This window comes from Streptomyces aurantiacus, from assembly GCF_001418335.1.
Classification (GTDB): Bacteria; Actinomycetota; Actinomycetes; order Streptomycetales; family Streptomycetaceae; genus Streptomyces; species Streptomyces aurantiacus.
The window spans coordinates 1-26838 of record NZ_LIPP01000043.1 but is presented as its reverse complement, the minus strand read 5'-3'; the positions used below and the strand labels follow the sequence as shown (position 1 = coordinate 26838).

Genomic DNA, 26838 nt, shown 5'->3' with positions numbered 1-26838 from the left:
GGCCGACGGTGAGGCAGGGCGAGCGAGGCATGGCATTGCAGATCAGCGCCACCAACCCGGAGCATCCCGCGCTCCTGCTCGACCTGCCCTGGCAGCTGCCGCTGGAGGAGTGGCCTGAGCACTACCTGGTGCCGCTGCCGCGGGGCATCTCACGGCACGTGGTGCGGTACGCGCGCGCCGGCGCCGAGGTCGTGGCGGTCAAGGAACTCGCCGAACGGCCCGCCCTGCGCGAGTACGAGCTGCTGCGCGGTCTCGACCGGCTGAACATCCCGGCGGTGGACCCGCTCGCGGTGGTCACAGGCCGCACCGACGGGTCGGGCGAACCGCTGGAGTCCGTACTCATCACCCGGCACCTGGGCGGCTCCATGCCCTACCGGTCGATGTTCGAGACGACCATGCGGCCCGCCACCATGCACCGCCTCATGGACGCGCTGGCCGTGCTGCTGGTCCGGCTGCATCTCGCGGGGTTTGCCTGGGGGGACTGCTCGCTGTCCAACACGCTGTTCCGCCGGGACGCCGGAGCGTACGCCGCGTATCTCGTCGACGCCGAGACCGGCGAGACGCATCCGCAACTGAGCCCCGGGCAGCGGGAGTACGACCTCGACCTGGCACGTGTCAACATCAGCGGGGAGCTGCTGGACCTGGAGGCGTCCGGCGCGCTCCACCCGTCGGTGGACCCGATCGAGTTCGGCATGGAGATCTGTGGGCGCTACACCGCTCTGTGGCAGGAGCTCACCCGGACATCGGTGTACCCGGCGGGCAAGCACCACTACATCGACCGCCGGATCAGGCGCCTCAACGAACTCGGCTTCGACGTCGCGGAGATGCAGATCGCGCACTCCTCCAACGGCGACACCGTCACGTTCGTACCGAAGGTCGTCGACGCCGGGCACCACCAGCGTCAGCTGCTGCGGCTAACCGGGCTGGACACCGAGGAGAACCAGGCGCGGCGGCTGCTGAACGACCTGGAGAGCTGGATGGCCACCCAGGACGACCACGCACCAGGTGATCCCCTGACCACCCGGCCCGAGGTGCTGGCCCACCGGTGGGTCCGGGACGTCTTCCGGCCCACCGTGCGGGCCATACCGCCGGACCTGCGCGGCTCCATGGACCCGGCCGAGCTCTACCACGAACTGCTCGAACACCGCTGGTACCTGTCCGAGCGGGCGCAGCACGACATCGATCTGGACACGGTCGTCCGGGACTACGTCGCGAACATCCTGCCCACCGTGCGGGACGCGCTTTCGCCCTCGACGGGCGCCGCCGGGCCGGCCGCTCAGAACGGCGGGACGACCGCCACCGGGGAGGGCGCGTGATGCACGACCGCGTGGGCCACCGAACCGATCCGTGAGCCCACGGCCGAGCGGTGCGCGCGCCGGCCGACCACCATCAGCTGGGCCCGGGCCGCCACCGAGAGCAGCACCTCGCCCGCGCTGCCCATCTCGACGTGCTGGGTCACCGGTACGTCGGGGAAGCGCTCCAGCCAGGGCGCCAGTGCTTCCGCCAGCGCCTTCTTCTCGTACGGTTCCAGGCCGCCGGCCTCGTCGAGGAGCGCCAGTGAGCCGGGGCTGTAGGTGAAGACGGTGGGCAGGCTCCAGGCCCGTACGACGCGCAGGGCGGCGCCGCGTGCCGCCGCCGCCTCGAAGGCGAACTCCAGGGCTGCCGCGCTGTCCTCCGGGCCGCCCTGCTGTCCGACGACGATCTCGCGGCCGCCCGCCTCCGACTCGGCCTGGTCCGCGGCGCGTACGAGAACGACGGGCCGCGTGGACTCGGCGATGACCTGCTGGCCGACGGAGCCGAGCAGGAAGCCGACGATCGCGCCGTGGCCGCGCGAGCCGAGCACCAGCGTCTCGGCCTGCGCCGCCGCGGAGACGAGCGCCTCGACCGGGCCGCCGTCGACGAGGTCGGTGGTCACCGTCAGGCCGGGGTGGCGTTCGGTGACGTCACCCGCGGTCCGTACGAGCGCCTCCCGGACGTCTGCCGTCCGGTCCTGGTCCTGGTCCTGGTCCTTGCCGCCGTCGGACTTCTCCCAGGCGTGCACGACACGCAGCGGAAGCGCTCGGCGTACCGCTTCCCTGGCCGCCCAGTGCAGGGCGGCGAGCGATTCGGCGGTACCGTCTGCTCCCACGGTGATCGGGCGGGTCATGTGATGGCCTCCGTTGCGTCGGTCGAGGTGCCCACGCTACCGAGCGGCGCCGCCTGCCTGCGCGGCGGTGCCGATCACCCTCCCAAGTCCGGTCCGCCACCGGCGTCCCCCTGGCATGCTGCCTCCATGCCGACACCGACAGGACCGCGCCCGCCCGTTTCCGCGCCGCGCGCCCCCGCCCACGGCCTGCGGATCCGGGCTCGCCGGCTCACTCAACGGGTGCGCGGAGCGGGGCACGTCCTGCACGACGTGTCGTTCGACGCCGCTCCCGGACAGCTCGTCGTGATCGCCGGCAGCAGCGGGGCGGGCAAGACGGTACTGCTGGAAACACTGGCGGGGCTGCGCGGCGCCGACGAAGGGGCGGTACTGCACGACGGCGTCCGACCGGGCGCGCCCGGGCCGGAGTTCGGGTTCGTACCGCAGGAGGACGTCCTCCACCGCGACCTCCCGCTGCACCGGACCCTGATGTACGCGGCGGGTCTGCGCATGCCCCCGGGGACTTCCGCCGCGTCGGTCACCGCGGCCGTCGACCGGGTCCTGGACTCCCTCGGACTTTCCCACCGGGCCGGGACGCCGGTGCGCGCGCTGAGCGGCGGTGAACGCAAACGGGCCTGTGTCGCCGCCGAGTTGCTCACCGGCCCCCGGGCACTCTTCCTCGACGAACCGACCTCCGGGCTCGATCCGGTCACCGGCGCCGCCCTGCTGCGGACCCTGCGTTCCCTCGCCGAGGACGGCACCACCATCGTGCTCACCACCCACGTCCTCGCCGATCTGTTCCGCGGCGACCGTGTCGTGTTCCTCTCCCCCGGCGGGCAGGTCGCCTACGCGGGCGAACCGGGCGCCCTGTGCGGGGCGTTCGGGGTGGACACGGTCGAGGACGTGTACGGCGTCGTGTCCGAGGGGGTCGTGGCCGACGGTGTACGGACCGAGCCGGCGCCCGACGAGCCGGCCGTCCCGCGCACCGGTGCCGTGCGACCCCTTCCCCGGCAGCGCGTCGGCGCCGTACGTCAGTGGTCCCTGCTCACCCGGCGCGGCACCGCCCTGCTGCTGCACAACCGGCTCTCTGTCGCCGTGCTGGCGGGTTCGCCCGTGATGATCGTGGCGATGTTCGCGGTGCTGTTCCGGGCGGGGGCGTTCGACCCGGCGGACCCTGATCCGGGCTCGACCGCGATGATCATGTTCTGGATCGCCTTCGGTGCCTTTTTCTTCGGGCTCACCTACGGACTGCTGCAGATCTGCACGGAACTGCCCGTGCTGCGCCGCGAATGGCTGGCAGGTCTGCGGATCGGCCCGTACGTCGCCTCGAAACTCACGATCATGCTGCCGGTGCTCGCGGGCGCGGACGCCCTGCTGCTCGCCGTGCTGCGCGCCCTTGACCGGCTGCCCGCCGCGGGCTGGGACACATATGTCTCGCTGTTCGTGTCGAGCGTGCTGGCCTCGGCCGCCGCGCTCGCGCTGGGGCTGCTCGCCTCGGCCGCGGTGACCGAGCCGGGCCAGGCGACGCTGATGCTGCCGCTGCTCTGCTTCCCCCAGGTGCTCTTCTCGGGGGCCTTCGTGCCGGTGCCCCGGATGACGGCCGCCGGGGAGGCGATCAGCTGGGCGATGACGAACCGCTGGGCGTTCGAGGCGCTCGGCAGCGGTGTCGGCCTCGCCGTACTGTGGCGCGACGGGACCTCCGGCCTCGGCCCGCCACTGCTCACGTCGTACGGGGACTCGTTCGCCGGTCCCGCGAGCCGCGGCTGGCTGATCCTGGCGGGCTTCGCGCTGCTGTTCCTGGCGGCGACCTGGGCGGTCCTGGTGCGCAGGTGCCGGGGCGGAGTAGTGCGCGCCCGGTCGGGACGGTGAGCCCGGCCTCGTGGCCCTCGGTCGCGTGGCCCTCGGTCGCCGGGCGTCCGTCAGCAGCCCCCTCTCGCCTCCAGACCGGCGGCGCCGGGCGCCCGGTCCCGGTAGGTCTCCTGTACGAACGTCAGGAACGTGTCGATGTCCCTGGGCTGTGACGACAGGCCGAGCGAGACACGGACCGCGCCCGCCGACGGCAGGTGCAGCAGGTCCAAGTACTCCTCCAGGGAGGCGAGTCGTCGGCGGGCGGCCGAGCGCAGCCGGCTCGGTGGCAGGGCGAAGGCCGCCTCGCCCGCACCCGGATTGCAGAAGCAGCCGGTGCGCAGCGAGATGCCCCGCGAGGCGCTGTCGCGGGTGACGACCCGTTCGTCGATGACGCGGCCGTCGGCGTCCAGCAGATTGAGCGCGACGGTCCCACCGCGGGCCACGAGGTCGTACGGGCCGTACACCCTGACCAGCGGGGAGCCGTCACTGTGTCGCAACTCCCGTAATCCGATGAGGAGTTGGTCGGTGAGCGCGGTCACGTGCGCGTGCACCCGGTCCATGCCGATGCCGTTGATCCACGCCAGCCCGGCCGTCACGTCCGGAATGGAGAGGAAGTTGACCGTGCCGTCCTCGAAGGCCGCCTCGTCGTCCGCGAAGACGTGCCACTGCGCCTGCGCGCTGACCGCGTAGATCGTGCCGCCGGAGAACCAGGGCCTGCGCAGCCCGGCGAGCGCCTCCCGGCGGGCGATCAGGCTGCCGACGCCGGTGGGGTGGCCGAAGACCTTGTACCAGCTGACGACCGTGAAGTCCGGGTGGTACCGGCTCAGGTCGAGGGTGTTGGCGGGAACGAACGCCGCCGCGTCGAGCAGGACGTCGTAGCCGCGGGCCTGTGCCGCCGCGATCCAGGCGAGCGGATGCTGGACACCGGTGAAGTTGCTCTGCGCCGGATACGCGAGCAGCCCGTGTCCGCGCACGCCCGGTCGCCGCGATCGGGGCCGTCGGCCGACGCCCTGGCGGCGCGTGGGCAGGGCGGCCCGCAGCCGCCGTTGGTCCACTCGGAGCCCGGGGCCGCCCACGGGTACGTACCTCGTGGACGCTCCCCTTGAACGCGCGTACTCCCGCAGACCGTTGACCGAGTTGTGGTTGTCGAGCGGCATGACGAGTCTGCTGCGGCGGTCGAAGGGATAGGCCTCGCCGACCAGGCGCAGCGCGCCCGTGGCGTTCGGGGTGAAGATCACGGCGTATTCGGCCGGGTCGGCGTTGAAGTGACGCAGCACCGCCCGGCGTGCCTGGTCCAGCAGCAGTCCCGAGGCGCGGGAGGCCGGGCTCCCGGAGTGCGGGTTCCCGTAGAGGCCGCCGGTGATCCGGTCGGCGCTCCCCCGGACGAGTGAGGCAGGGGCGAGGCCGGCTCCCGTGTGGTCGAGGTAGGTGTGCCCGTCGGCGTCGAGGTGGGCGAACTCCCGGTTCCGCAGTTCCGCCAGGTCTCTCTCGCGGGTGCCGTCGTCGGGTATGCGGCCGGTGCTCCCTGTCGTGTCCACGGATCTCCTCCCCCATGGGACGGGCCCTCCCCGCGTGCCGGGGCGTGCCCGGTTTTCCCCACATCATGCTGCTGTCCGCCGAGATCGGAAGGAGTTGCCGATATTCGGCGCGTCCACGCGGCGCCGGCCACGGACGCCGCGCCTTCCGGCCTCCTTCCGCTCTCCTTCCAGCCTCGCCGGCCTCGCTCCTGCCTCGCGAGATCGTGCGTCGGCCGTGCGGTCGCGGGGCCCCGGGGCCTGCGGGACGATGCGTACGGCAGGGAAAAGAGCCGGACGCGGGGACGAGCGACGCGTTGCGGGCGTACCACGGCAGGCGTGACCGTGACATCGACGGGAAGGAGTGAGCGCCGGTGCCCGATCTCCTGGGCTCCCTCCCCGAGGACCAGGGACAACTGCTCCGGGACGCGGCTCCCGGCGTCGAGTTGGCGTCCCGGCCGATGCTCGCCACCCTGAGCGACCGGCGCGAGTTCCCCGGCGAGTGGCTCTTCGAGCGGAAACTCGACGGCGTCCGCGTGCTGGCGGTGCGCGAGGGCGACCGGGTCCTGCTGCGCTCGCGCACCGGCAACCGCCTCAACGAGACGTACCCCGAGATCGTGGACGCGCTCGCCGCCCAGTCGTGCACGGACTTCACCGTGGACGGTGAGATCGTCGCGTTCGCGCACGGCCGCACCGACTTCGCCCTGCTCCAGCAGCGCATGGGGCTCACCCGGCGCCGGGACGTCGAGGCGAGCGAGGTCGCGGTGACGTACTACCTCTTCGACCTGCTCAGGCTGGAGGGCGCGGACACGACACGGCTTCCGTTGCGTACCCGCAAGTCGCTGCTCCGTCGCACCCTGACCTTCCGTACGCCCCTCCGTATGACGACCCACCGCAACGAGGGCGGCGCCGAACTCCTGGCCGACGCCTGTGCCCGGGGCTGGGAGGGGCTGATCGCGAAGCGGGCCGACAGCCGCTACCAGCCCCGTCGTTCACCGGACTGGCTGAAGCTGAAGTGTTCCCTGGAGCAGGAGTTCGTGATCGGCGGCTTCACCGAACCGGGCGGCAGTCGCGCCGGGTTCGGTGCCCTGCTGCTCGGCCACTTCGACGGCGAGGGGCTGCGGTACGCGGGCAAGGTGGGTACGGGTTTCGACCGCCGTGCGCTCCTCGCGCTGCGCGGCGCTCTCGACGAACTCCACGTTCCCGCCTCGCCGTTCACCGGCCGGGTGCGCGAGGCGGGCGCCCACTGGGCCGAGCCGGTGCTGGTCGCGCAGATCGCGTTCACCGAGTGGACGCGGGACGGCATGCTGCGCCATCCGCGGTTCCTCGGGCTGCGCCACGACAAGCAGGCACGCGACGTCGTCCGCGAGCGGCCGGTGTGATGCGGGCAGCCGGTGTGGGGCGGTCGGCCCGGCGCCCATGTCGGGCGGCGATCCGCGGCCCGGCTCCTCACACCTCACCTCACCTCACACGCGGACCTGGATCGTGTTCAGCTCGGTGTCCCGCGCGTCGGGCAGGTTCATGCCGGCGTTCAGCCCTGTCCGCAGGTAGCGCAGAACGGGCTCGGTGAGACGTTCGCCGGGCAGGACGGCCGGGATGCCCGGCGGGTACGGCGTGATCATCTCGGCCGATACGCGGCCGGCCGCCCGGTCCACGGGGACGGCCTCCGCGGGGCCGAAGTAGGCGTCACGGGGCCGGCAGGTCTGCTCCATCCGCAGGTCGGGACCGCTCGGCACGTCGACCTCCGGCGCTCCGGCCGCGAGCTCCCCGGCGTGTGCCGCGAGGTCTCGCAGCGCTTCGAGCAGCGGGTCCGTGGTGGCGGGCGAGTCGGCATGGGTGAGTTGGGCGCTGATGCGCCGGTGATCGGCCAGGTGCATGTCGACGTGGTGTTCGGCGCGCAGCCAGTCGGCCGCACGGTAGCCGCTCGTGCCGAGGCCGCTGACGTCGATGACCACGGGCAGCGGGTCGAAGGCGGTGGACAGACCCGGTCCGACGAGGTCGTCACGGCCGAGGACGCGCAGACCGGGGATCTCGTCGAGGGCGGCACGCACCCGTGCGGCGAGGCTCAGCGCGTCGCCGAGGAGGGTCCTGCCGTGCAGTGCCATCTGACGGCGCCAGGCGTCAAGTCCCGCGTAGATGAGGACCGACGGGCTGGTGGTCCCGAACAGGTCGGCCCGCGACCGCAGGGTGTCGGCGTCGATCAGGGAACCTCGCAGATGGAAGACGGAACCCTGTTCCAGGCCGCTGCCCATCTTGTGGATGCTGGTCACGCAGACGTCGGCGCCCGCGTCCATCGCCCAGGACGGCAGGTCCGGGTGGAACGGCAGGTGGGCACCCCAGGCCTCGTCCACGACGAGGGGGACGCCCCGGGCGTGACAGAGCTCCGCGATCTCGTCGAGCGCGGCACAACTCCCGTACGGGGTGGGGCTGGTGACCATGGCGCCCCGGGCGTCGGGATGCTGGTCGAGCGCCTCCTCGAAGGCGGCGGGACCCGGCGCGTGCGCGAAGCCCTGCTTGGGGTCCCACTGGGGGTCGGCCCAGACGGGCTCGATCCCGGCGACGATCAGGCCGGAGACGACCGACTTGTGGGCGTCGCGTCCCACGACCAGCTTCTCGCCCGGACCCGCCACGGCGAGCAGGGCCGCCTTGACGGACAGGGAACTGCCGCAGGTGGTGAAGAACGTGTGCTCGGCGTGGACCACGTCCGCCATCAGCTTCTCGGCACGGACCAGCACGTTCCCGGTCGTACGGCGGTCGTCCAGGCCTCCGGACGCCAGGAGGTCGGAGTGGAAGACGGCGTCCCCGAGAATCCGCCGGGCCTCCGGGTCCGCGCCGCGAGCCTGCTTGTGGCCGGGTGGTGTGAAGGCCAGCTCGCCCTGTTCGTGGTACTGCCGCAGGGCGTCGAGTACGGGCGCTTCGGTGTGATCCATACGGGTGGTTCTCCTTCGGGCGGACCGCGGCGACGCGCGGGAGGCCTACTTCCTGCGGTCGTCCTCCACGGCGTGCTCGTTCGCCCCGGGGCTGGGGCTGATCGGATCGCCCGGACCCACGCCTCGGCCCTTCGAGGTGTCCGAGGTGTCCGTGTCCTCCTCGTGGCCCTGCTCCTTCAGCTCCTCCAGGGCCTCGTCGGTCGCGGTGCGGGTCTCCTTCTCGCGCTGCACGGGGTGTTGCGGCTTGTTCGGCATACGCCGACGAGTACCCCGTGCCCCGGTGCGCAGTCAGGTCCGCGCCGTCACGTCCGCTCCGCCCGTACGATCACCAGTTCCTCGTTCTCCTCGCGTGCCGCGACCCGGCCGGACTCCCTGAGCCACGGCAGCCGTGAGCGGAGCACGGGCCCGAACGGGATGTACGCCCGGTCGCTGACCGTGGCCCGCAGCCCCGAGCCGGCCAGCCGGTCCAGGGTCTCCTCGGTGCCGCTCAGCGCCGACTGGGCGATGAGCAGGACACCGCCGGGCCGCAGGGCACGCGGGGCCTCCGCACAGAGGCGGTCCAGGACCGTGCGCCCGTCGGGCCCGGCGTTCCAGGCCCGCTCGCGACCATGGGCGCCCGACAGCTCCGAGGGCGGCGTGGGGACGTACGGCGGATTGCTGATGATCATGTCGAAGGACCGTCCCTCGACCGGTTCGAGGAGGTCACCGCGGTGGACCGTGAGGCGCTGCCGGGACCGCAGGGCGTTCAGCCGGGCGGCGAACACGGCCCGCCAGGCGATGTCGACGGCCGTCACGCGAGCGCCGCTTCGGGCAGCGCAGATCGCCAGGGTCCCGGTACCGGTCCCGAGGTCGAGGACGTCCGTACCCGGGGCCGGTCCCTCACGGTGGACGGCCCGGGCCAGGAGAAAGGTGTCGGCCTGCGGCGCGTAGACGCCCGGCGGCGCCGTCAGGGGGACAAAAGGGCGTGACGGGTCGACAAGGAAAGCCATGAGGGTGGTCCTCCGTCCGGGCGCCCGGTCGGGGGCGGGAGGTTGAGTGCGCTCGGCCGCCGCAGGCCCGGTCGGGCACGTCTGTTCAGCCGACGAGTGCCCTGGGACCTGCCCTCCACACCTCATCCGTCCCCGGTACCTCGCCCGTCCCGTGCGCGGACGCGCGTACGCCCCCGGCGGTCACGGGTGGGACCCGCGGACCGTTCGGGGGCGTACGTGCGAAGGGGCCGCCGCTCTACCGGCCGGACTTCTTCATGCCCTCGGAGGCCTTGGATGTGAGCTTCTCGGCATCGCCCCTCATCTGCTCGCCCCGGCCCTCGCCCGCCATGGACTTGTCGTCCATGGACTTGCCGGCGGCCTCCTTCATCTTGCCCTTCATCTGCTTCGCCTTGCTCTTCGCCTTGCTCATGACGTTCCGTCCTTCGGATGAGGGTTGGACTGGCGTCTCCACCCTGCGCCCGACACCCACCCTTCGCAATCCGTGAGGGCTCGTCACCCTGAGCGACAGCGGATCGGCACGGTCGGCCCCGGATGACGTCAGACGCCGGTCCGGCTCCCGACGAGCCCGGCGGTGCGCCCCGTGACGAGTGTGTTTTGTCGGGTCGTTGGTGGTTACTTCGGACGTGTGGCAGGCCGCCGGCGTACCTCTCCCGGGAGGGTTCGGCAGTGAGCTCGCCACACAGCCGCCCGACTCGGGAGCACCCCGCGACGGGCGGCTGGGTCGGTGCTACACCCGGAACCGCGACCGGGACCGTGACTCACGGCCGACTCACGGCCCACTCACGGCCGGGAGCCGGACTCACGACCGGAACCGGAACCGGAATCGCGGCCGGTACCTGGATTCGGAGCAGGATCAGGACCACGACCAGGATCAGGATCAGGATCATCGTGATCCGCGAGGGCCTCTTCGCGGACCTTGGCGCAGCAACCGCTGAGCAGCCGCGAGACATGCATCTGCGAGATGCCCAACTGCTGCGCGATGCGGCCCTGGGTCATACCCCTGAAGTAGCGCAGATAGAGAATGGTCCGCTCGCGCTCGGGAAGCGCGGCGATGCAGGGCTTCACGGCCTCCCGGTCGACGACCAGGTCGTAACCGGTGTCGAACTCACCGAGGGCGTCACCGAGCGCGTAGCCGTCGTCGCTGCCGGGCAGCTCGGCGTCGAGGGAGAGCGCGGTGAAGCTGTCGAGTGCCTCGAACCCGGCCCGTACGTCGTCCTCGGTCATCTGCGCCTGCGCGGCGATCTCGGCGACGGTGGGCCGGCGGCCCGGGATGGTCTGCGACAGTTCCTTCGCGGCGGCGCGGACCCGGTTGCGCAGGTCCTGGACGCGCCGCGGCACATGCAGAACCCACATGTGGTCACGGAAGTGGCGCTTGATCTCGCCGGTGATGGTCGGGATGGCGTAGCTCTCGAAGGCGTTGCCGCGCTCGGGGTCGTAGCGGTCGACCGCTTTGACGAGGCCGAGGGCCGCCACCTGGGCGAGGTCCTCGACGGACTCACCCCTGCCCCGGTACCGCATGGCGATACGGTTCGCCATGGGCAGCCAGTCCTGTACCAGTCCGTCACGCAGGGCTTGGCGCTCGGCCCCGTCGGGCAGCGTGGCGAGCCGTTCGAAGGCCGCAGCCGTGTCGGGGGCGTCGTCGTGGGGATGCTGCTTCGTTCTGACGGTGATCGGCATGCTGCGTCGCATCTCCCTCGGGGTGCTCACGGAACAGTCACCATGGGAGGGCGCGCGATCGGGCCGGCCGGGACACAACCGGGGCCTGGCTCGCCAGCTCCCTCGGGCGTGCCTCCAGTCCGAAGCACTATGCATAAATTCCCCCAAAAGGGACATGTCCAAACTATTCATTTCATAACACGATGTACCGCAATCGGCTGGTCATGGAGAGTGCAGAGCAGCGGCGAGGCCTGAGTCCGGGCCGTCGCGCCGCCGGCCGTACGGGCCGGGCCTCCGGCGCGAGTCCGGGTCCGCATCCCCGTCCGCGTCCGCGCAGGTAGACGTTCCCGATCACGGGTACCCGGCGCGCATGGAACCTGTAGCCGAGCGCCCGGTCACCGAAGTCGCGGAAGTCGCGGGACCGGAACTCCCGCCGGGCCGCGGAGAGATCTCCTCGGCACTCATCCAGTATCTGCGCAGTACAGGACCGCTGCCCGACGAGACCTCCCTCGCCGGCGCCGAGCCGCTCGGCGACGATCTCCAGCTCGCGCTCCACCTCTGTTACGAGCTGCACTACCGGGGCTTCGCGGGCGTCGACGGGGCCCGTGAGTGGGACCCGGATCTGCTGAGGGTCCGCGCGGCACTGGAGAAGCCGTTCCTGACGGCGTTGCGCGCCGGGGCGACCCGGCACGACCACGCGGACGAGGCGCTGGACGAGCTGCTCGTGGAGCCCGTCGACGGCGAGGGCGTCTCCCATTTCCTCCAGGACAAGGGCGAGTTGTGGCAGCTGCGCGAGTACGCCGCCCAGCGCTCCGTCTACCACCTCAAGGAGGCCGATCCGCACGCCTGGGTGCTGCCGCGCCTGTGGGGGCGTGCCAAGGCCGGTATGGCGGCGGTGGAGTTCGACGAGTACGGAGCGGGGCGCGCCGAGCGCGTACACGCCCAGCTGTTCGCGGACCTGATGACCGACCTCGGCCTTGATCCGGTGTACGGGCGCTACGTCGACGCGAGCGGCGCCGAGGCGCTGGCCGTCGTCAATCTGATGTCCCTCTTCGGTCTGCACCGGACGCTGCGCGGCGCGCTGGTGGGCCACTTCGCCGCCGTGGAGACGACTTCCTCCCCGGGCTCAAGGCGGCTCGCGAGCGCGATGCGGCGGACCGGCGCGGGTCCGGCGGCCGAGCACTTCTACACCGAGCACGTCGAGGCCGACGCGGTGCACGAACAGGTCGTACGCCGTGAGGTCGTCGCCGGCCTGCTGGAGGTGGAACCGCATCTCGACGGTGACATCGCGTTCGGCGTCGACGCCACCGGATGGCTGGAGGACCGCCTCGCGGACCGGCTGCTGGAGGCTTGGCGGTCCGGCCGGTCGTCCCTGCGGACACCCGTGTGAGCTGTGTCAACTCTGTGAGCCGTGCGAGGGAAGGAAAGGTGGTGAACGGCCGTGACCGACTCCCCCGCCGAACGCCCGCGTCGGATCGTCGCCCGCCGTGAGGGGCCCCTGCTCGTCGAAGGGCCGGTCGAAGTCGTCCTGGAGGACGGTACGACCGTGTCCTCCGACCGTTTCTGCGTGGCCCTGTGCACCTGCCGGCGCAGCCGCATCCATCCCTGGTGCGACACCAGCCATCGCCGCCGCTCCCCGACCGCGCACCCAGGTTCCGACCACTGAAGCGCGGTCGCGTCCAGACATATCGCGCTCGCACGTATATTCGAATACGCGGTAACCTGGAAACATGTCCACGCATCTCCAGGGATCACTCTTCGACCAGAGCGACGCCATCCGCCTCGGCTCGCTCGCCGGGCTGCGCCGGACCGTGCTCGGCGACGGGGCGTGGATCGATCTACTGCCCGGCTGGCTCCACGGCGCGGACCCGCTCTTCGCGCGGCTCGCCGACGAGGTCCCCTGGCGGGCCGAGCGACGCCAGATGTACGAGCAGGTGGTGGCCGTACCGCGACTGCTGGCCTTCTACGGCGCCGACGACCCGCTGCCGCATCCCGTTCTGGACGAGGCACGGAACGCCCTGTCCGACCACTACGCGGAGGAGCTGGGGGAACCCTTCACCACCGCCGGGCTCTGCTACTACCGGGACGGCCGGGACAGCGTGGCCTGGCACGGGGACCGGACCGGTCGCGGCGCACACCGGGACACGATGGTCGCCATCGTCTCCGTGGGAGCTCCGCGGGACCTGCTCCTGCGACCCCGGCGCGGCGGTGCCGCGGTACGGCGCCCGCTCGGGCACGGCGACCTGATCGTGATGGGCGGTTCCTGCCAGCGCACCTGGGAACACGCGATCCCTAAGAGCGCACGGGCGGCGGGCCCTCGCGTCAGCATCCAGTTCCGGCCGCACGGCGTGCGGTGACTGTGCGGTGACTTGGGGAGCGACTGGGGGGCGACTGGGGGGCGCCGCGTCGACGGCGCCCCCGGCACGTCACGGATGGTGCACCGGCACCCGGTTGCGGCGCCGCCACGAACGGGCGCGGCGCGGTTCCTGGTCCGGCAGCCAGCCGAAGGTGAGGCAGCTGCCCACGACGCCGAGGAGGAGTCCGATGAGGAAGCCGCCCAGGTTCGAGGTGAGCCAGGTGCCCAGGGAGAGCAGGACGCCGCAGATCGAGTAGAAGAGGCGCTGCGCGGGGTTGAAGAGGACCAGCAGTCCGCAGACCAGCATCAGGACCGGCAGGAGATAGCCGGCCAGGCCCTGCATGCCGATGTGCATGACGACCTTCAGCGATGCCTTCTCCGTGAGGAGGATCTCCGTCCCGCCCAGCGTGAGCAGCAGCCCGCCCCAGAACGGACGGGCCGCGCGCCAGCGCCGTAAGGCCGCCATCAGCAGCCCTGCTCGCTGAAGCGGAGCCGCAGCCCGGGAAGCTTGAACACCGCTGCCGTGGTGGCGTAGTTGGTCTGCCGCAGATTGGCGATCTTGACGGTGTCGGCCTGTTGGCTGAAGACACCCTTGGGGCCCTGTACGCCGGCCTTGTCGAGGGTACTCGCGTCGTTGCCGATCTCGATGTTGCCGAAGGCCGCGTCGCCCGTGAGCTCGGTGGAGTCGGTGGTGAGGTCGGTGGCGGTCACCTTCTGGGCGCCCTGGCCCGCCGTGATGAGCAGGTTGGTGCCGCCGAGGTCGACGCTCTGGCACAGCTTGGTGAGTGTCGCGTTCTTGATCGCGGAGACCACCACGAGGACCTGGCCGCCGGTGTCGCCCTCGTTCGGGCTCCCCTCGGCCATCTGGTCGAGGGCACCGAACTGCTCGAAGCCCCGGCCGTCGAGGTTCGTCGCGGTGACCGTGAACGCCATACCGGATATCGCGAACTGCACACCCAGGGCACCCTGGGCGGTGAGAATCATGAGGCCGGCGGCGATCGCGGTGGCAGGAACCGCCATCACCGCGGCGCGGCGCAGACGGACCCGCCCCCGTCTCTCGGGGCCGTCCGACAGGGAACCGCTTTCCGGCACTTCGGACGGCTCAGGGGTGGAACCGGCGGACGAGCCGGCGTCCGAGGGCAAGGCCATTTTCTGCTCCCAGGGCATGGTCAACGTGAGGTGGGACAACAGGTGGCACGTTGTCCTGGCGCGGACAGCGAATGCGGCGCACGCCTCCTGACACCTCCCGGTGGGTGCAAGGGCTTTCTCGTTACGCAGCAGTAGCCGCGACGGAAGTTACCCGCGGTAAGCGGCGAGGGTCAAGCACCTTGTGCAAATAGGAAGTCGGAGATGTGACGAAGCCATGGAGGACCCTTCCGCGACACCGGAAAGAGTCCTGCCGCGCAGCCCGGAACCGACGCGTCGCGGAACCGCGGACCATCCGGCCCGACCTCTGACTCCACGTCAATTCCCTTGCGGTGTCTTGACGTTGAACCGTAGTCAGGGCTACAACTCTCTCTGGCTACGCACGGATCCGTGGCGCCGGATCCGTCCGGCGACGCACGTCCATTCCCGGGTTCCGTCCCGTCCCACGGTCGGCACGCCCGTCACACGGCCGGCACCCCGGCCCTGCGTCCGGCAGACCGACTCACGTGCGATCCGCGTTCACTCCTCCACGGCACCGGCACGGTCGCCTTTCCCCCTCCGGGACCGCGTCCGGTCGCCCACCCGCCGGCCCCGTGCCGGAGGCCGTCCTTCGACGTCTCCGGCCGAACCCCGGCAGCCGCCGCAGGCCCGTCGCGTACGGAGAAGTCGCGACGGGCCAGCGGCGGCCACCTCCGCCACCCCACTCCCGAAATCGAGGCACCCTCATGCGTACTCGGACTTCCCTCGCCCTGGCCGCCGCCGTCACGGCTCTCACCCTCTCGGCGGCCGGCCCCGCCTCCGCGGCCGACGGCACGGTCCTGACCACCGGCGGCGCCGGCGGCACCGCGGTCGCCGCCGGTGATGTGCTCAGCGCCTCCCTGGCCGGCGGCACGAACGCCACGCTCTACTCCAGCAGCACCGGCACGAGCGGCGTCTCCTGCTCGTCGTCCGCCTTCGTCGCCGAGGTCGTCGACAATCCGGCCGCGCCCGGCACGGCCACCGAGTCGGTCACCAGCCACACCTTCGCCAGCGCCAGTTGCACCAGCAACGTCACCGGCGTGCTCGGTGTCACCGGCATCACGGTCGACAACCTGCCCTACACCACGGCCGTGACCTCCGGGGGCGCCCTCACCATCACCCCGGCCAACGGATCGACCATTCAGACAACTGTCGCGCTGCGCACGCTCCTTGGCAGCATCACATGTGTCTACCGGGCGCCCAGCCTGTCCGGCACTGCGAACAACGCCGACAACAGCATCTCGTTCACGAACCAGCAGTTCACGAAGTTCTCGGGCTCGTCGCTGTGCTTCAGCAACGGCTACTTCACCGCCAAGTACGCCCCGGTCACCGACACGACACAGGCAGGCCCGGCGGTCTTCGTCAACTGACCCGGCCAGGAATGCGGATACGCGTAGGGGGCGGGGAGATCCCTCTCCCCGCCCCGTACCCGTGCGTGGCTCAGTCCAGGTCACTCTTCTTCAGGTAGCCCGAATCGATGAGCACCTGCTTGTAGTTGGACTTGTCGACGCTCACCGGCTCCAGGAGGTACGCGGGAACGACCTTCTTCCCGTTGTTGTACGTCCTGGTGTCGTTGAGTGCCGGCTTGTTGTCGTGGACCATGGAGTTGACCATGTACGCGGTGACGAGCGCCAGCTCGCGGGTGTCCTTGTAGACGGTCTGCGCCTGATCGCCGTCCACGAGCGACTGAATCGAGGGCACCTCGGCGTCCTGCCCCGTGACGATGGGCAGCGGCTTGCCCGGGGAGCCGTAACCATGCTTCTTGAGCGCCTTGATGATGCCGAGCGACATACCGTCGTACGGGGACAGGACCGCGTCGATGTCCTGGTCGGCGTAGTCCGTGTCGAGCAGCTTGTTCATGCGCCTCTCCGCCGTGGGACCGTCCCAGCGCAGAGTGGTCATCTCCTTCATCTCGGTCTCCCCCGATCTGACGATCAGGTCGCCGCTCTGGATGTACGGCTCCAGGACCTCCATGGAGGCCCGGTAGAAGTAACGCGTGTTGTTGTCGTCGGCGGAACCCGCGAAGAGTTCCACGTTGAACGGGCCCTTGCGGCTGCCGTTGACGAGTCCGAGCCCCTCCACGAGGAAGTCGGCCTGCAGGGTGCCGACCTTCAGGTTGTCGAAGGACGCGTAGTAGTCGACGTTGGGGGTGCCGAGGATCAGCCGGTCGTAGGAGATCACCGGCACGTCGGCCGCTTTTGCCTTCGCCAGGACGTCGTTGAAGACCTTTCCGTCCACGGAGGCGATGACCAGGGCGTCGACACCGCTCTCAAGCATGGCCTCGACCTGCGCGACCTGGTTCTTCGGGTCGTTGTCGGCGTACTTGAGGGTGGTGGTGTAGCCGAACCCCTTGAGCTCGTCGGCCATGTTCTGGCCGTCGTTGATCCACCGCTGTGATGTCTTCGTGGGCATGGCGATGCCCACGGACGCGGCCTTGCCGTCGCTGCCGGTGTCGGAGTCTCCACTGCACGCGGTGAGAGATATGGACAGGACCGTCGAAATGGCCGCAGCTACGGTGGTGCGGGCGCGCATGCTCATCGTTCCTCACTGGATGAAAGGCAGTCGGCGGAACTCGGGGCCGGCGGTGCACCGGGGGGCACGATCCCGGCCGGACCGGCAGGCCGTGATGGTGCCGTCCGCGGCACACGGCTGGGGAGTCCGTGGTGCGTGGTGTTCGGTGCCGAGTTCAAACCGAGGCTGCCCTGACGGGGGTTCGGGGCGCCGTACCGAAGGACCGCACTGCACGTACGGGCCGGAGGTGGACGCCAAGGTTGATCGGTGCCCGGCTGCGTGAAGCCTTCCGGGGCGGACTGGGTTCACCGGGTCTCGGTGAGGGGTGAAGCGTCAGACCGGACGGTATGTCTCTCGCGCTGGGACTCTGCTGAACCCGCGCACGAGCAGGCCGGGTTGACCGGTCCACCCACGTGCGGGGACTCGAACGTGGGGTGCGCGGGGCAGCCTATCCGGGTGCAGGGTCACTGTGGCGCTCTTTCGTCACATTAGTTGCGACCGCGCACGATCGGTCATGTCAAGCCAGACAGCACTTCGTGTGTTTTACGGTCAATCCAGTCTCAACCACCGTCCCACGGTGACTGACTGTGCGGTCACGCGCACGTCACGATCTGACGCCGCCGCGAGATCGCACAGGAACACACGGTTCTCCCCGAACCGAACTCGGAGGGCTGACAGCACAACTCGTTCGAACATTTCACGCCGCCGTTCGACCGGTCGGGAGGCGGCCTCTTCTCCCTCCGACCGGTCCAAGGGCGGCGCGAGCCTCGCAGCGGTCGGCTTCTCAGAGGCCCGCGTCGCAGCACCCCTCCCGCCGCATCAGCCGTCCCGCCTCCAGCCAGTCGTCCTCACTCGCCGTCCGACGAGTGGCGGGCCTGGACACGGGCTCGTACGCGGCCACGAGGTCGTCGGTCGTGTACGGGACCCCGCCCCGGAGCACGCCGACCGTGCGGACGAGCGTGTCGAAGTCGGTGAAGGGGTCGCCGTCCACCACCGTCAGGTCGGCGAGCCTGCCGGGCCTGACCGTGCCGAGGTCGCCGTCGAGGCCGAAGAGCCGGGCGGGCAGGACGGTCACCGTACGCAGGGCCTCGACAGGGGACAGGCCGCCCCGGTGCAGCGCGCGCAGGCCCAGGTGGAGGGAGAGGCCGACGGGGACGAGCGGCTGGTCGGTGCCCAGCGCCACGAGGCCGCCCGCTGCCAGGATCCGCCGGTAGATGTCGATCTCCCTGCCCAGAGTGGCGAGTTGGGCCGGAGTCGGCGGTACGCCCGCCCCCTGCCGGACGAGGGCGCTGTCCCAGGGTGGCATCACGGCGGTGACCCGGGGATCGTCGGCGAGCCCGGGGTCCGCGCCCAGGAGGGGCGCGGAGGTGAACGGGGTGGCGATGAGACCGAAGTCGACACCCTGCGCGGTGTAGATCTCCAGCAGATCCTGGTAGGCACGCCCGGACGAGGTGGTGGCGTGCCCGAACTCGCCGCGCTGCGTGGCCTGCAGATGGGTCGTCAGGTCCTGGCCCAGTTGCACTCCGGGGGAGAGCAGATGGCTTCCCGAGCGCACACCGAGCCGCTCGTGCCCGAACCGCGCGGCCTCCTCCATCACCCAGTCGGGCGCCCGTACGTAGGTCTTGACGAAGTCCCAGTCCAGCGCGGCGCCCCGCTCCAGCGAGCGCCGCAGTCCGTCTCTCGTGCGATGCGCGCGCCCCATGCTGTACGCGACCCGGGAGCCGTCGAGCAGCTCGCCGGTGGTCAGCAGCCGGGGTCCGGCGAGCTGACCTGTCGTCACCGCCTCGCGGATACGGGCCTGTTCGTACGCGAATCCGCCGAGGGACACGGCGGTGGTGATGCCGTAGGTGAGCTGGCCGACTGTCTGACGGCTGCCGTAGGTGACCTGCCACGGGTGGGTGTGCGTGTCCCACAGGCCGGGCAGGACGGTTCGCTCGGAGGCGTCGATCCTCGTCGTCGCCGCGCGTCGCCGGTGCGGTTCGACGGCGGTGACACGTCCGCCGCGTACCAGGATGTCGACGTCGTCCCGTACGGAGTCGCCCGTGCCGTCCCAGAGCCGGCCGGCGTGCACCACGGTGTCGGCGGGTACGGGTCTGCGCCCGTCGAGCGGTACCCGGACGGTACGGGCCCGGCCGCCATCGACGCCGATCAGTCGCAGCCGGGCTCCGGAGAGGTACAGCAGGGTCCCCGAGTCGCCGGACCAGGAGGGATGGTCGGCCGGTTCCGTGGTGAGGGTGCGCAGGGCGCCGCGCGGGGTACCGTCGGGCGCGACGGGCAGCAGACAGAGCGCGGACTCGACGATCACCGCCATCCAGCGGCCGTCGGGCGACCAGACGGGTCCGGAGTCGTAGCGGTCGGCGATCGAGACATGCGGTGCCACCGCGTGCAGCCGGTCCTGCCCGGTCGTGGTGTCGACGACCCGGACGAGGTTGTAGCCCTCCCGGAAGCGGAGGTTGAGGCGGTTGCGGTCGCAGAACGCGAGATACCGGCCGTCGGGCGACCAGCTGGGACGCCCGGGGAGTCCTCCCGCGCCGAGCGGGGTCGCGAGGATCTTCTCGGTGCCGCTTTCGAGGTCACGGACGACGAGCCGGCCGGTCAGGTCCAGGCAGGCGAGCCGTGTCCCGTCGGGTGAGAGCGCGGGATGGACCCGCCCGCCGGTAGCGAGCGCGGTCTCCTCCCCGGTGGCCGGGTCGTGTCGGTACACGCCGAGCAGTCCGTCCCGGTCGTCCGCGTACAGCAGCGCGTCTCCGTCGCGCGACCACGAGGGTCCGAGCAGGTACTCCGTGGCCGCCGCCCGGCGCAGTCGCTTCGGCGCGCCGCCGCCCGAACTGTCGGCCAGCCAGAGCGAGTTGAGCGCGGCGAAGGCGACGTGCCGCCCGTCGGGCGAGAGCGCGGGCAGGTGAATGCCCCGTACCGGCCGGGCTCGCCCCTCCCCCAGGTCGTACTCCTTGGCTTCGTAGTGCGGCTGTTCCACGGGCAGCACGCCCTCGAAGGGGATCACGTCCGGCCGCGCAGGACTCTCCGGTCGTACGAGGGTGAAGTCGCCGTCCACAGTGAGCAGCAGCTCGCCCGCCGCCGTCCAGCGCGGCGGCACCGGCGCGATGTCCCCGCGGACCTCGACGGGTTCGCCGTCGACGACGAGCGCGCAGGAGCCCTGCGGGGCCGCGGTCGTGCGCAGATACGCCAGACGGTCGCCGTCCGGCGCGAGAGCCGGAGTCATGATCTGCGCGGTCGTGGTGTCGGTGTGTGCCACGACGACCGGTCCTGTGCCGTCGGCGGGTACGGCGGCGACGGTCCGGGCATCGAGGCCGGCGCCGTTCGCCGTGGTGACGCCCTTCGCGCGGACGAACAGGAGCCGCTTCCCGTCCGGTGACCAGGTGGGGTCGAAGTCCTCCCAGGTCCCGTCCTGGACGGGACCCGGCTGACCGGGCAGGCCGGTCACCTGGACGACGGCTCCGGTGCGCAGGTCCAGCACGTGGACGCGGTACGGGCTGCCGGTCACCGGGTCGCCACCGCGCTCGGAGGCGAACGCGATGCGGGTGCCGTCGGGCGACCAGGCCGGGCCGCGGTCGTCGAAGGGCCCGTCGGTCCGCCTGCGTACGTCCGAGCCGTCGGGGTGCATCGTCCAGATGTGGAAGCCGCCGCCCTGGTAGGCGCAGAAGGCGACGAGGCTGCCGTCCGGCGCGTACACGGGCCGGTTCGGTTCGAGGCCCGCCGGGGTGAGGGGGACGGCCCTGCCGCCGGTGCGCGGGAGCGACCACAGCACGTTCTGGATCTCGGCGATCAGCCGGTCCCCGCCGGGTGCGAGGGTCGCCGAACCGTTGGTGGCCGCGGTGAAGGACAGGGAGAGCCCGCCGCGCGGCTGGGCCGCGGCGGGTGCGACGCCGAGGGCGGTGACGGCGCCCGCGGCCCCCGCGGACGCGAGGAGCTGACGGCGGGAGAGGAAGAGGGAGGGGAAGGGGGAGAGGGCGGTTTCGCCCCGGTCTCGGTCCATGACTCAGCACGCTTGCGCACCATGCGGCCCATGAGCAACAGCGCCTTTCCAGCCGGACGGGCGACAGGTTGACGGAGCGTCAGCCCTACCGGCTGTGCAGGGTCCGTGCCACCTTCGGGCCCAGCCAGCGCTTGAGTCTGCGCAGGGATTCGAGCCGCCCGGCCGCCCGGTCGATGCGGTAGTAGAGCTGCGGCGGCACGTACGGCAGCAGCGGTGAGTGCCGCTGGCCGAGGAGCGCGAACATCTGCGCCGGCGGGAGGTCGATGTAGCGCGGCAGGTTCTCGTACCACTGGGCGCTGTGGCGGGCCGCGCTCTGCACGGACAGCAGCGCGGACTTGCGTTCCTTCTCGTACGCGGCCAGTGCCGGGGCGAGTCCGGCCCGGCCTGACCCGGAGCGCGTGCTCAGGGCGTCGGCCAGGGCGATGGCGTCCTCCAGGGCGAGGGTGGTGCCCGCCCCGATGGAGTAGTGCGTGGTGTGGGCGGCGTCGCCGAGCAGGACTACGTTGCCGTGCGACCAGGTCCGGTTGGTGAGCGTGCGGAAGTTCAGCCACTGCGCGCTGCCGCCGGCCGTCGCCCGGCCGATGAGCCGGTGTCCGTCCAGCAGCTTGACGAACAGCTCTTCGAGGAGGGCGAGCCCCGCCGCCTCGTCGGCCCGGTCGAGACCAAGGCCCGTCCAGGTCTCCGGCGAGCACTCGACGACACAGGTGCTGCGGTCGCCGCTGAACCCGTAGGCGTAGCACCAGATCCAGCCGTGCGGTGTCTCCACGAAGGCGAAGGTGAACGCGTCGAAGACCTTCGTGGTGCCCAGCCAGATGTAGGTGTTCCGGCCGAGAGCGACCTCGGTGCCGAAGTGGGCGGCATGGCGCTCGCGCACCGCGCTGCGGACACCGTCGCAGGCGACGACCAGATCGGCGTCGGGCAGTGCGGCCCCGTCGGTGATCTCGTCCTCGAACTCGACGCGTACGCCCAGCGAGCGCGCCCGCTCGGCGAGGATGTCCAGGAGCCGGCCCCGTCCGATGCCGAAGCCCTCGTCGCCTCGATGTCTGGTCGTACGGTCGCCGATGTGCGCGACACCGTCGCTCCAGCGCACCGAGCTCTCCCGCACGGCGCGCGCCGACTCGGGGTCGCCCGCGTCCAGTTTGCCGAGCAGGCTTCCCCAGTAGGTCACCCCGAACCCGTACGTCGAACCGGCCGGATTGCGTTCGTGGACGGTGATCTCGTGGCCCGGGTCCTGCCGCTTCATCAGGATCGAGAAGTACAAGCCGGCGGGTCCGCCGCCGACACAGGCGATCTTCACGCGCACCTCCCAAAGTGACTGAAAGTGGTCAATTGAGAGCACAGAGTAGGTCCGTTATGGTCGGTCCTCCGACGCAGCGCGCCGCGTGTCGGAGCGGCTCGGCTGTGAGGAGCGGGCGAACCTGGGCATGCGAACAGCAGTACCGGGCGAGCCAGGGAAGGGCTCATGGACACCAACACGTGGATTCTGGTTCTCGCCGTCGCGGCCGTACTGGCGACGGTGCTCGCGGTGGCGATCGTCCTCACCGTCCGGCTGGTCCGCGCCCGGCGCGACCTGCGCCGCGCCGGTCTGCCGACGGGACCCCGCTGGGTCTTCTGGGGAGCGGTCGCCTATCTCGTACTACCGGCCGACCTGCTGCCCGACCCCGTCTACCTCGACGACATCGGCGTACTGCTCCTGGCACTGAGGTCGATGCGTGGTTCGGCCGACCCGGTGCGGTGATGTATGTCTGCGGGTGCGTTGTGGCTGGTCGCGCAGTTCCCCGCGCCCCTTACGGGGCCTTGCCCCTCGCGGGCCGCGCCCGTCAGGGGCGCGGGGAACTGCGCGCTCGGCCACGACGAACCCGCAGCCGCCCATCACACCCCACCACCCCAGCGGGCGGCAGTCACCAGCGAAGCTCGACCTGCTTCTTGATCCGCCGCTCATACAGGTCCGAGATCGCCGCCAGCGTCTCCTCCGACAGCGGCGGCAGCTTGCCGGCCGCCGCGTTGGCGCGGGCCTGCTCGGGCGAGCGGGCGCCGGGGATCACCGTGGTGACTCCCGGCTGCTGGGCGATCCACGCCAGCGCCAGCTGCGCCGGGGTGACGCCTTCCGGAGCGAGCGCCGAGAACTCGGCCGCCGCCTCGACACCGGTGGTGTAGTCGACGCCGGAGAAGGTCTCGCCCTGGTCGAAGGCCTCGCCGTGGCGGTTGAACGTACGGTGGTCGTTCTCCGCGAAGACCGTGTCCTTCGTGTACTTGCCGGAGAGCAGCCCGGAGGCGAGCGGCACGCGGGCGATGATGCCCACACCGGCTTCCCGCGCCGCGGGCAGGACCCGCTGGAGGGGCTTCATGCGGAACGGGTTGAGGATGATCTGCACACTGGCGACGTTCGGCCGGGCGATCGCGGTCAGCGCCTCGTCACAGGTCTCGACACTCACCCCGTACGCGGCGATGCGCTCCTCCGCGACGAGGGTGTCCAGGGCGTCGAACACCTCGTCCGACGAGTACACCGCGGTCGGCGGGCAGTGCAGCTGCACCAGGTCGACACGGTCGACACCGAGGTTGCGGCGCGAACGGTCGTTCCAGGCACGGAAGTTGTCCAGGACGTAGTTCTCCGGGACCTGGTCCACCCGGCGGCCCATCTTCGTCGCGACCAGCACGTGGAGGTCGGGCCTGCCGCGCAGGAACGTGGCGATGGTCTCCTCGCTGCGCCCGTCGCCGTACACGTCCGCCGTGTCGAAGAACGTCACGCCCGACTCGGCGGCGGCCTCCAGGACCGCCAGGGCGTCCTTGTCGTCCACGTCGCCCCAGTCGGCACCGAGCTGCCATGTGCCGAGGCCGATGACCGACGCCCGCTGTCCTGACCTGCTGAATTCTCGCTCGTCCATGGGGTCAGTCTGGCACCCGCCGGGCGCTCGGCGGGACGCCGCCCCCGTGATGGGTCCGTTCAGGCGACGGCGGCGGGGACGGTCACTCCGGTGAGGCGTTCGGACTCGGTCCACAGGCGGCGGTTCGCGTCCGCGTCGAGGGCGCGGCGGGTGATGCGCGCGGGGGCGGTCGGGCCGACCAGTTCGAACCGGCGGCCGGGGCCGTAGTAGCCGCCGGCCGTCGCCTCGGGGCTGGTGGCCGCGTACAGCTGCGGTTCGGCACCCTGCTCGACCTCCTGCCTGGGCAGGATGCGGGTCTTGGTGAACGGCGCGCGCCTCGGTTCGTCGGAGCCGAGGCTGGCACCGGCGGTCTGGAGGTTGGTCACGGTGTAGCCGGGGTGGGCGGCGGTGCTCAGCAGGTTCCAGCCGCGCTCGGCGGCGAGGGCGGCCAGTTGCCTGGTCATCATCAGGTCGGCGAGTTTGGACTGGGCGTACGACGGGACGGACCGGTACCGGCGGCGCTCCCACTGGAGGTCGTCGAAGTCGATACGGCCGAAGTTCGCGCTGCCACTGCTCATGGTCGCCACGCGCGGCGCCCGGGCGGCGAGCAGGGCGGGCAGCAGACGGACCGTGAGGGCGAACGGGCCCAGGTAGTTGCTGCCCATCTGGAGTTCGAACCCGTCCACGGTGGTCAGCCGGGTGGGCGGGGTCATCACTCCGGCGTTGTTCACCAGCAGGTCGAGCGGGGCGCCGTCGGCGAGTATCCCGTCGGCGAACGCCTCCACGGAGGCCAGGTCGGCCAGGTCGACGCGCCGCACCTCCAGCCGCGCGTGCGGATGCCGGCCGAGGATCTCGGCGCGGGCCTGCTCCCCCTTGGCGACGGTGCGCACGGCCAGCACGACGCGGGCTCCGGCCGCCGCGAGACGCCGCGCGGTCTCCTTGCCCGTGCCGCTGTTGGCACCGGTGACGACGGCGTACTTCCCCGTCTGGTCGGGAACTGTGTACGAGGTGGTGGGCACGGTGGCTCCTTCGGGATGCGCGGCCCTCCGAGGAAGAGAAACAGAAGATAGAAGACCGCCGGTCTGTTGCATCGCAAGCTAGCAGACCGCCGGTTCGATAACAACAGACCCCCGGTCTGATGTCAGTCGGCAGCCGACCGCGGGTCTGTAGACTCCGGTCATGGCAGACACCTTCCAGCGCGCCCGCAGCGAGGAGCAACGCGCCGTGCGCCGCCGGGCGATCCTCGACACCGCGGGCGCGATGCTCGGGCAGATGCCGGTGGCGCAGCTGAGCCTGAACGAACTGAGCCGCCGGGTGGGGCTCGCCAAGTCGAACGTGCTGCGCTACTTCGAGTCCCGCGAGGCCGTCCTGCTGGAGCTGCTCGCCGGCGCGACAGAGGAGCTGCTGGACCATCTCGACGCCGCGCTCTCCGAGGCCGTCGACGCCGGCGCGCCCGTGTTCGAGCGCGCCGACCAGGTCGCCGCCACCATGGCCGGCGCCCTCGCGGACCGTCCGGTGCTGTGCGACCTGATCAGCGCCCAGGCGGCCGTCCTGGAGCGGAACGTGTCGACGCGGGTCGCCACCGAGTACAAGCGTGCCTCCGTCACCCAGGCGTTCACCCTGGCGCACCAGGCCCGACGCCACCTCCCCGAGCTGGACGAGCGGGACAGCGTGCGGTTCGTCGCCGGAGCACTCATGATGGTCATGGCCGCCTGGCCGCACGCACACCCGTCGGCGGCCGTGCTCGCGGTCTACGAGTCCGAACCCGAACTGGCGGTTCTGCGCGTCGACTTCCGGACGGCCCTGCGTGAGTCGCTCGAAATCCAGCTGTCCGGGCTGCTGGCACGGGCGTCACGCTGACCGACCGGGCGTACGAGGTCCAGGGCCCGGGGTCACCAGGGGACGACGCCGTCGTCCTCGAAGAACGAACCGGTCGGGCCGCCGTCGGGCAGCGTGGCGAGCCGGACCGGGGTGGCCGCGCCCTGCTCCGGGGTGCGGGACCCGAAGAAGCCGGTGAAGTCGGTCGCCACCAGACCCGGGCAGGCGGCGTTGATTAGGATGTTCGTGCCGGCGAACTGCCGGGCGTAGTGCACGGTGACTGCGTTGAGGAACGACTTCGTCGGCGAGTAGGCCGCCATGATGGGGCCCACGTCGATGTCCGGGTCCGTCTGCCGGGTCAGGGATGCGACGGAACTGGAGAGGTTGACGATGCGGGGTGCCGTCGAGCGCCGCAGCAGCGGCAGCATCGCGTTGGTGACACGGACGACACCGAGGACGTTGGTCTCCACGACCGTGCGCACCACGTCGAGGTCGAGCGTGGTCGGGTCCTGCTCCCACCGCGCGGAGATGCCCGCGTTGTCGACCAGGGCGTCCAGGCGCCCGGCGGCCCGTTCGACCATTTCCACGGCATCGGTGACGCTCCGGTCGTCGGTCACGTCCAGCGGCACCCCGAAGGCGTCCACCCCGGCGGCGCGCAGCTCCTCCACGGCGTCCTCGCGCCGTGCCTCGTCGCAGGCCCCCACGCCCACGCGGTATCCGAGGGCGCCGAGTCCGCCCGCGATCGCGTAGCCGATTCCCTTGTTCGCGCCGGTCACCAGTGCGATCTTCGTTTCACTCATGCGCCGATGGTCGCTCGCGGACGAGCGGCGCGGCCAACACCGATACAGTGCCCTGTCATACCCGGCAGGTATCACAGAGGTACGCTGGGGCCGTGGACACCTTGGAGACCCGCGAGCTGAGGTACTTCATGGCCGTCGCGGAGGAACTGCATTTCGGCCGCGCGGCCGAGCGCCTGGGCATGGCCCAGCCACCGCTGTCCCGGGCGATCCAGCAGCTTGAGCGGCGTCTCGGTGTCGCCCTGCTGGCCCGCGCACAGCCGCTCCCTCGCCCT

General features: G+C 71.2%; 25 protein-coding genes. 10 read left to right on the top strand and 15 right to left on the bottom strand.

Translation table 11 applies throughout. From position 1 onward, the window contains the following. Positions 1–29: 29 nt before the first annotated feature. Entirely contained in the window at positions 30–1316 is a 1287-nt protein-coding gene (locus AOK01_RS07270) for a DUF4032 domain-containing protein (protein WP_055509661.1), read from the top strand. Here the strand turns inward: AOK01_RS07270 and AOK01_RS07265 are convergent. After that, a complete protein-coding gene (locus tag AOK01_RS07265) occupies positions 1277–2146 on the bottom strand; it encodes a universal stress protein (protein WP_055509659.1) in 870 nt (289 codons plus the stop codon). The two genes, AOK01_RS07270 and AOK01_RS07265, sit on opposite strands and share 40 nt — an antisense overlap. A 126-nt stretch (positions 2147–2272) precedes the next feature. Here AOK01_RS07265 and AOK01_RS07260 point away from each other — a divergent pair, with 126 nt between their 5' ends. Continuing rightward, a complete protein-coding gene (locus AOK01_RS07260; protein WP_079103229.1) occupies positions 2273–3991 on the top strand; it encodes an ATP-binding cassette domain-containing protein in 1719 nt (572 codons plus the stop codon). 50 nt (positions 3992–4041) lie between these two features. Here AOK01_RS07260 and AOK01_RS07255 read toward each other — a convergent pair whose 3' ends face one another. Further along, positions 4042–5508, bottom strand: a complete 1467-nt coding sequence (locus AOK01_RS07255) for an aminotransferase class V-fold PLP-dependent enzyme (protein ID WP_055509657.1) — start codon at positions 5506–5508, stop codon at positions 4042–4044. 350 nt (positions 5509–5858) lie between these two features. Here AOK01_RS07255 and ligD point away from each other — a divergent pair, with 350 nt between their 5' ends. Further along, on the top strand, positions 5859–6866 hold the full coding sequence (gene ligD, locus AOK01_RS07250) for a non-homologous end-joining DNA ligase (protein ID WP_055509655.1): 1008 nt from the start codon (positions 5859–5861) through the stop codon (positions 6864–6866). Positions 6867–6950: 84 nt separating this feature from the next. Here ligD and AOK01_RS07245 read toward each other — a convergent pair whose 3' ends face one another. The 5 genes from AOK01_RS07245 to AOK01_RS07230 form a co-directional block, all read right to left on the bottom strand. After that, positions 6951–8414 (bottom strand): aminotransferase class I/II-fold pyridoxal phosphate-dependent enzyme, encoded by a 1464-nt coding sequence (locus AOK01_RS07245; protein ID WP_055509653.1) that lies wholly within the window; start codon positions 8412–8414, stop codon positions 6951–6953. Positions 8415–8459: 45 nt separating this feature from the next. Continuing rightward, positions 8460–8669 (bottom strand): hypothetical protein, encoded by a 210-nt coding sequence (locus tag AOK01_RS07240; protein WP_055509651.1) that lies wholly within the window; start codon positions 8667–8669, stop codon positions 8460–8462. Between the two features lie 47 nt (positions 8670–8716). Further along, entirely contained in the window at positions 8717–9403 is a 687-nt protein-coding gene (locus tag AOK01_RS07235) for a HemK2/MTQ2 family protein methyltransferase (RefSeq protein WP_055509650.1), read from the bottom strand. 235 nt (positions 9404–9638) lie between these two features. Continuing rightward, on the bottom strand, positions 9639–9812 hold the full coding sequence (locus AOK01_RS40685; protein WP_079103228.1) for a CsbD family protein: 174 nt from the start codon (positions 9810–9812) through the stop codon (positions 9639–9641). Positions 9813–10183: 371 nt separating this feature from the next. After that, entirely contained in the window at positions 10184–11080 is an 897-nt protein-coding gene (locus AOK01_RS07230; protein ID WP_079103227.1) for an RNA polymerase sigma factor SigF, read from the bottom strand. Between the two features lie 349 nt (positions 11081–11429). Between AOK01_RS07230 and AOK01_RS07225 the strand changes: the two genes are divergently transcribed. From AOK01_RS07225 to AOK01_RS07215, 3 genes are all read left to right on the top strand, one after another. Next, positions 11430–12449: an iron-containing redox enzyme family protein gene (locus AOK01_RS07225; RefSeq protein WP_055509649.1), complete on the top strand. Its 1020-nt coding sequence runs from the start codon at positions 11430–11432 to the stop codon at positions 12447–12449. A gap of 51 nt (positions 12450–12500) precedes the next feature. Beyond that, positions 12501–12725 carry a CDGSH iron-sulfur domain-containing protein gene (locus AOK01_RS07220; RefSeq protein WP_055509647.1) on the top strand — a complete coding sequence of 75 codons (225 nt, stop codon included), beginning with the start codon at positions 12501–12503 and terminating at the stop codon, positions 12723–12725. 64 nt (positions 12726–12789) lie between these two features. Beyond that, positions 12790–13416, top strand: a complete 627-nt coding sequence (locus tag AOK01_RS07215) for an alpha-ketoglutarate-dependent dioxygenase AlkB (RefSeq protein WP_055509645.1) — start codon at positions 12790–12792, stop codon at positions 13414–13416. A 69-nt stretch (positions 13417–13485) separates the two neighbouring features. Here AOK01_RS07215 and AOK01_RS07210 read toward each other — a convergent pair whose 3' ends face one another. Together AOK01_RS07210 and AOK01_RS07205 are read right to left on the bottom strand one after the other, a co-directional pair. Then, on the bottom strand, positions 13486–13881 hold the full coding sequence (locus AOK01_RS07210; protein ID WP_055509643.1) for a DUF6114 domain-containing protein: 396 nt from the start codon (positions 13879–13881) through the stop codon (positions 13486–13488). Beyond that, positions 13881–14564, bottom strand: coding sequence for a DUF6230 family protein (locus AOK01_RS07205; RefSeq protein ID WP_055509641.1), 684 nt, complete (start codon positions 14562–14564; stop codon positions 13881–13883). Before AOK01_RS07205 ends, AOK01_RS07210 begins: the two co-directional genes overlap by 1 nt. A gap of 722 nt (positions 14565–15286) precedes the next feature. Between AOK01_RS07205 and AOK01_RS07200 the strand changes: the two genes are divergently transcribed. Further along, entirely contained in the window at positions 15287–15949 is a 663-nt protein-coding gene (locus tag AOK01_RS07200) for a hypothetical protein (protein WP_055509639.1), read from the top strand. Positions 15950–16019: 70 nt separating this feature from the next. On the opposite strand, the gene chvE is transcribed toward AOK01_RS07200, so the two are convergent. The 3 genes from chvE to AOK01_RS07185 all read right to left on the bottom strand — a co-directional run bounded on the left by chvE (position 16020) and on the right by AOK01_RS07185 (position 22381). Beyond that, positions 16020–17117 carry a multiple monosaccharide ABC transporter substrate-binding protein gene (gene chvE, locus AOK01_RS07195; protein WP_055509637.1) on the bottom strand — a complete coding sequence of 366 codons (1098 nt, stop codon included), beginning with the start codon at positions 17115–17117 and terminating at the stop codon, positions 16020–16022. A gap of 757 nt (positions 17118–17874) precedes the next feature. After that, the gene (locus tag AOK01_RS07190) at positions 17875–21084 is read right to left on the bottom strand and encodes an amidohydrolase family protein (protein ID WP_055509635.1); all 3210 of its coding nucleotides are present in this window, start codon (positions 21082–21084) and stop codon (positions 17875–17877) included. A gap of 85 nt (positions 21085–21169) precedes the next feature. Then, entirely contained in the window at positions 21170–22381 is a 1212-nt protein-coding gene (locus tag AOK01_RS07185) for an FAD-dependent monooxygenase (RefSeq protein WP_213862063.1), read from the bottom strand. A gap of 165 nt (positions 22382–22546) precedes the next feature. Here AOK01_RS07185 and AOK01_RS07180 point away from each other — a divergent pair, with 165 nt between their 5' ends. Continuing rightward, positions 22547–22822: a YkvA family protein gene (locus tag AOK01_RS07180; protein ID WP_055509630.1), complete on the top strand. Its 276-nt coding sequence runs from the start codon at positions 22547–22549 to the stop codon at positions 22820–22822. Positions 22823–22985: 163 nt separating this feature from the next. Here AOK01_RS07180 and AOK01_RS07175 read toward each other — a convergent pair whose 3' ends face one another. Together AOK01_RS07175 and AOK01_RS07170 are read right to left on the bottom strand one after the other, a co-directional pair. Further along, positions 22986–23969, bottom strand: coding sequence for an aldo/keto reductase (locus tag AOK01_RS07175; RefSeq protein WP_055509628.1), 984 nt, complete (start codon positions 23967–23969; stop codon positions 22986–22988). 59 nt (positions 23970–24028) lie between these two features. Beyond that, on the bottom strand, positions 24029–24967 hold the full coding sequence (locus AOK01_RS07170) for an SDR family oxidoreductase (RefSeq protein ID WP_055509626.1): 939 nt from the start codon (positions 24965–24967) through the stop codon (positions 24029–24031). A 160-nt stretch (positions 24968–25127) separates the two neighbouring features. Between AOK01_RS07170 and AOK01_RS07165 the strand changes: the two genes are divergently transcribed. Continuing rightward, entirely contained in the window at positions 25128–25808 is a 681-nt protein-coding gene (locus tag AOK01_RS07165; protein ID WP_055509624.1) for a TetR/AcrR family transcriptional regulator, read from the top strand. Between the two features lie 32 nt (positions 25809–25840). On the opposite strand, the gene AOK01_RS07160 is transcribed toward AOK01_RS07165, so the two are convergent. Then, positions 25841–26566 carry an SDR family oxidoreductase gene (locus AOK01_RS07160; RefSeq protein ID WP_055509622.1) on the bottom strand — a complete coding sequence of 242 codons (726 nt, stop codon included), beginning with the start codon at positions 26564–26566 and terminating at the stop codon, positions 25841–25843. Positions 26567–26658: 92 nt separating this feature from the next. Between AOK01_RS07160 and AOK01_RS07155 the strand changes: the two genes are divergently transcribed. Next, positions 26659–26838 (top strand): LysR family transcriptional regulator (locus AOK01_RS07155; protein ID WP_157871209.1); only part of this gene is annotated, 180 nt, incomplete at its 3' end.

Excerpts from the sequence above, each read along its gene's own strand:
- AOK01_RS07270 (WP_055509661.1), top strand. The coding sequence starts at position 30 with ATGGCATTGCAGATCAGCGCCACCAACCCGGAGCATCCCGCGCTCCTG.
- AOK01_RS07265 (WP_055509659.1), bottom strand. The coding sequence starts at position 2,146 with ATGACCCGCCCGATCACCGTGGGAGCAGACGGTACCGCCGAATCGCTC.
- AOK01_RS07260 (WP_079103229.1), top strand. The coding sequence starts at position 2,273 with ATGCCGACACCGACAGGACCGCGCCCGCCCGTTTCCGCGCCGCGCGCC.
- AOK01_RS07245 (WP_055509653.1), bottom strand. The coding sequence starts at position 8,414 with ATGGATCACACCGAAGCGCCCGTACTCGACGCCCTGCGGCAGTACCAC.
- AOK01_RS07240 (WP_055509651.1), bottom strand. The coding sequence starts at position 8,669 with ATGCCGAACAAGCCGCAACACCCCGTGCAGCGCGAGAAGGAGACCCGC.
- AOK01_RS07235 (WP_055509650.1), bottom strand. The coding sequence starts at position 9,403 with ATGGCTTTCCTTGTCGACCCGTCACGCCCTTTTGTCCCCCTGACGGCG.
- AOK01_RS40685 (WP_079103228.1), bottom strand. The coding sequence starts at position 9,812 with ATGAGCAAGGCGAAGAGCAAGGCGAAGCAGATGAAGGGCAAGATGAAG.
- AOK01_RS07230 (WP_079103227.1), bottom strand. The coding sequence starts at position 11,080 with ATGCCGATCACCGTCAGAACGAAGCAGCATCCCCACGACGACGCCCCC.
- AOK01_RS07225 (WP_055509649.1), top strand. The coding sequence starts at position 11,430 with ATGGAACCTGTAGCCGAGCGCCCGGTCACCGAAGTCGCGGAAGTCGCG.
- AOK01_RS07215 (WP_055509645.1), top strand. The coding sequence starts at position 12,790 with ATGTCCACGCATCTCCAGGGATCACTCTTCGACCAGAGCGACGCCATC.
- AOK01_RS07210 (WP_055509643.1), bottom strand. The coding sequence starts at position 13,881 with ATGGCGGCCTTACGGCGCTGGCGCGCGGCCCGTCCGTTCTGGGGCGGG.
- AOK01_RS07205 (WP_055509641.1), bottom strand. The coding sequence starts at position 14,564 with ATGGCCTTGCCCTCGGACGCCGGCTCGTCCGCCGGTTCCACCCCTGAG.
- AOK01_RS07200 (WP_055509639.1), top strand. The coding sequence starts at position 15,287 with ATGCGTACTCGGACTTCCCTCGCCCTGGCCGCCGCCGTCACGGCTCTC.
- chvE (WP_055509637.1), bottom strand. The coding sequence starts at position 17,117 with ATGAGCATGCGCGCCCGCACCACCGTAGCTGCGGCCATTTCGACGGTC.
- AOK01_RS07190 (WP_055509635.1), bottom strand. The coding sequence starts at position 21,084 with ATGGACCGAGACCGGGGCGAAACCGCCCTCTCCCCCTTCCCCTCCCTC.
- AOK01_RS07180 (WP_055509630.1), top strand. The coding sequence starts at position 22,547 with ATGGACACCAACACGTGGATTCTGGTTCTCGCCGTCGCGGCCGTACTG.
- AOK01_RS07175 (WP_055509628.1), bottom strand. The coding sequence starts at position 23,969 with ATGGACGAGCGAGAATTCAGCAGGTCAGGACAGCGGGCGTCGGTCATC.
- AOK01_RS07165 (WP_055509624.1), top strand. The coding sequence starts at position 25,128 with ATGGCAGACACCTTCCAGCGCGCCCGCAGCGAGGAGCAACGCGCCGTG.
- AOK01_RS07160 (WP_055509622.1), bottom strand. The coding sequence starts at position 26,566 with ATGAGTGAAACGAAGATCGCACTGGTGACCGGCGCGAACAAGGGAATC.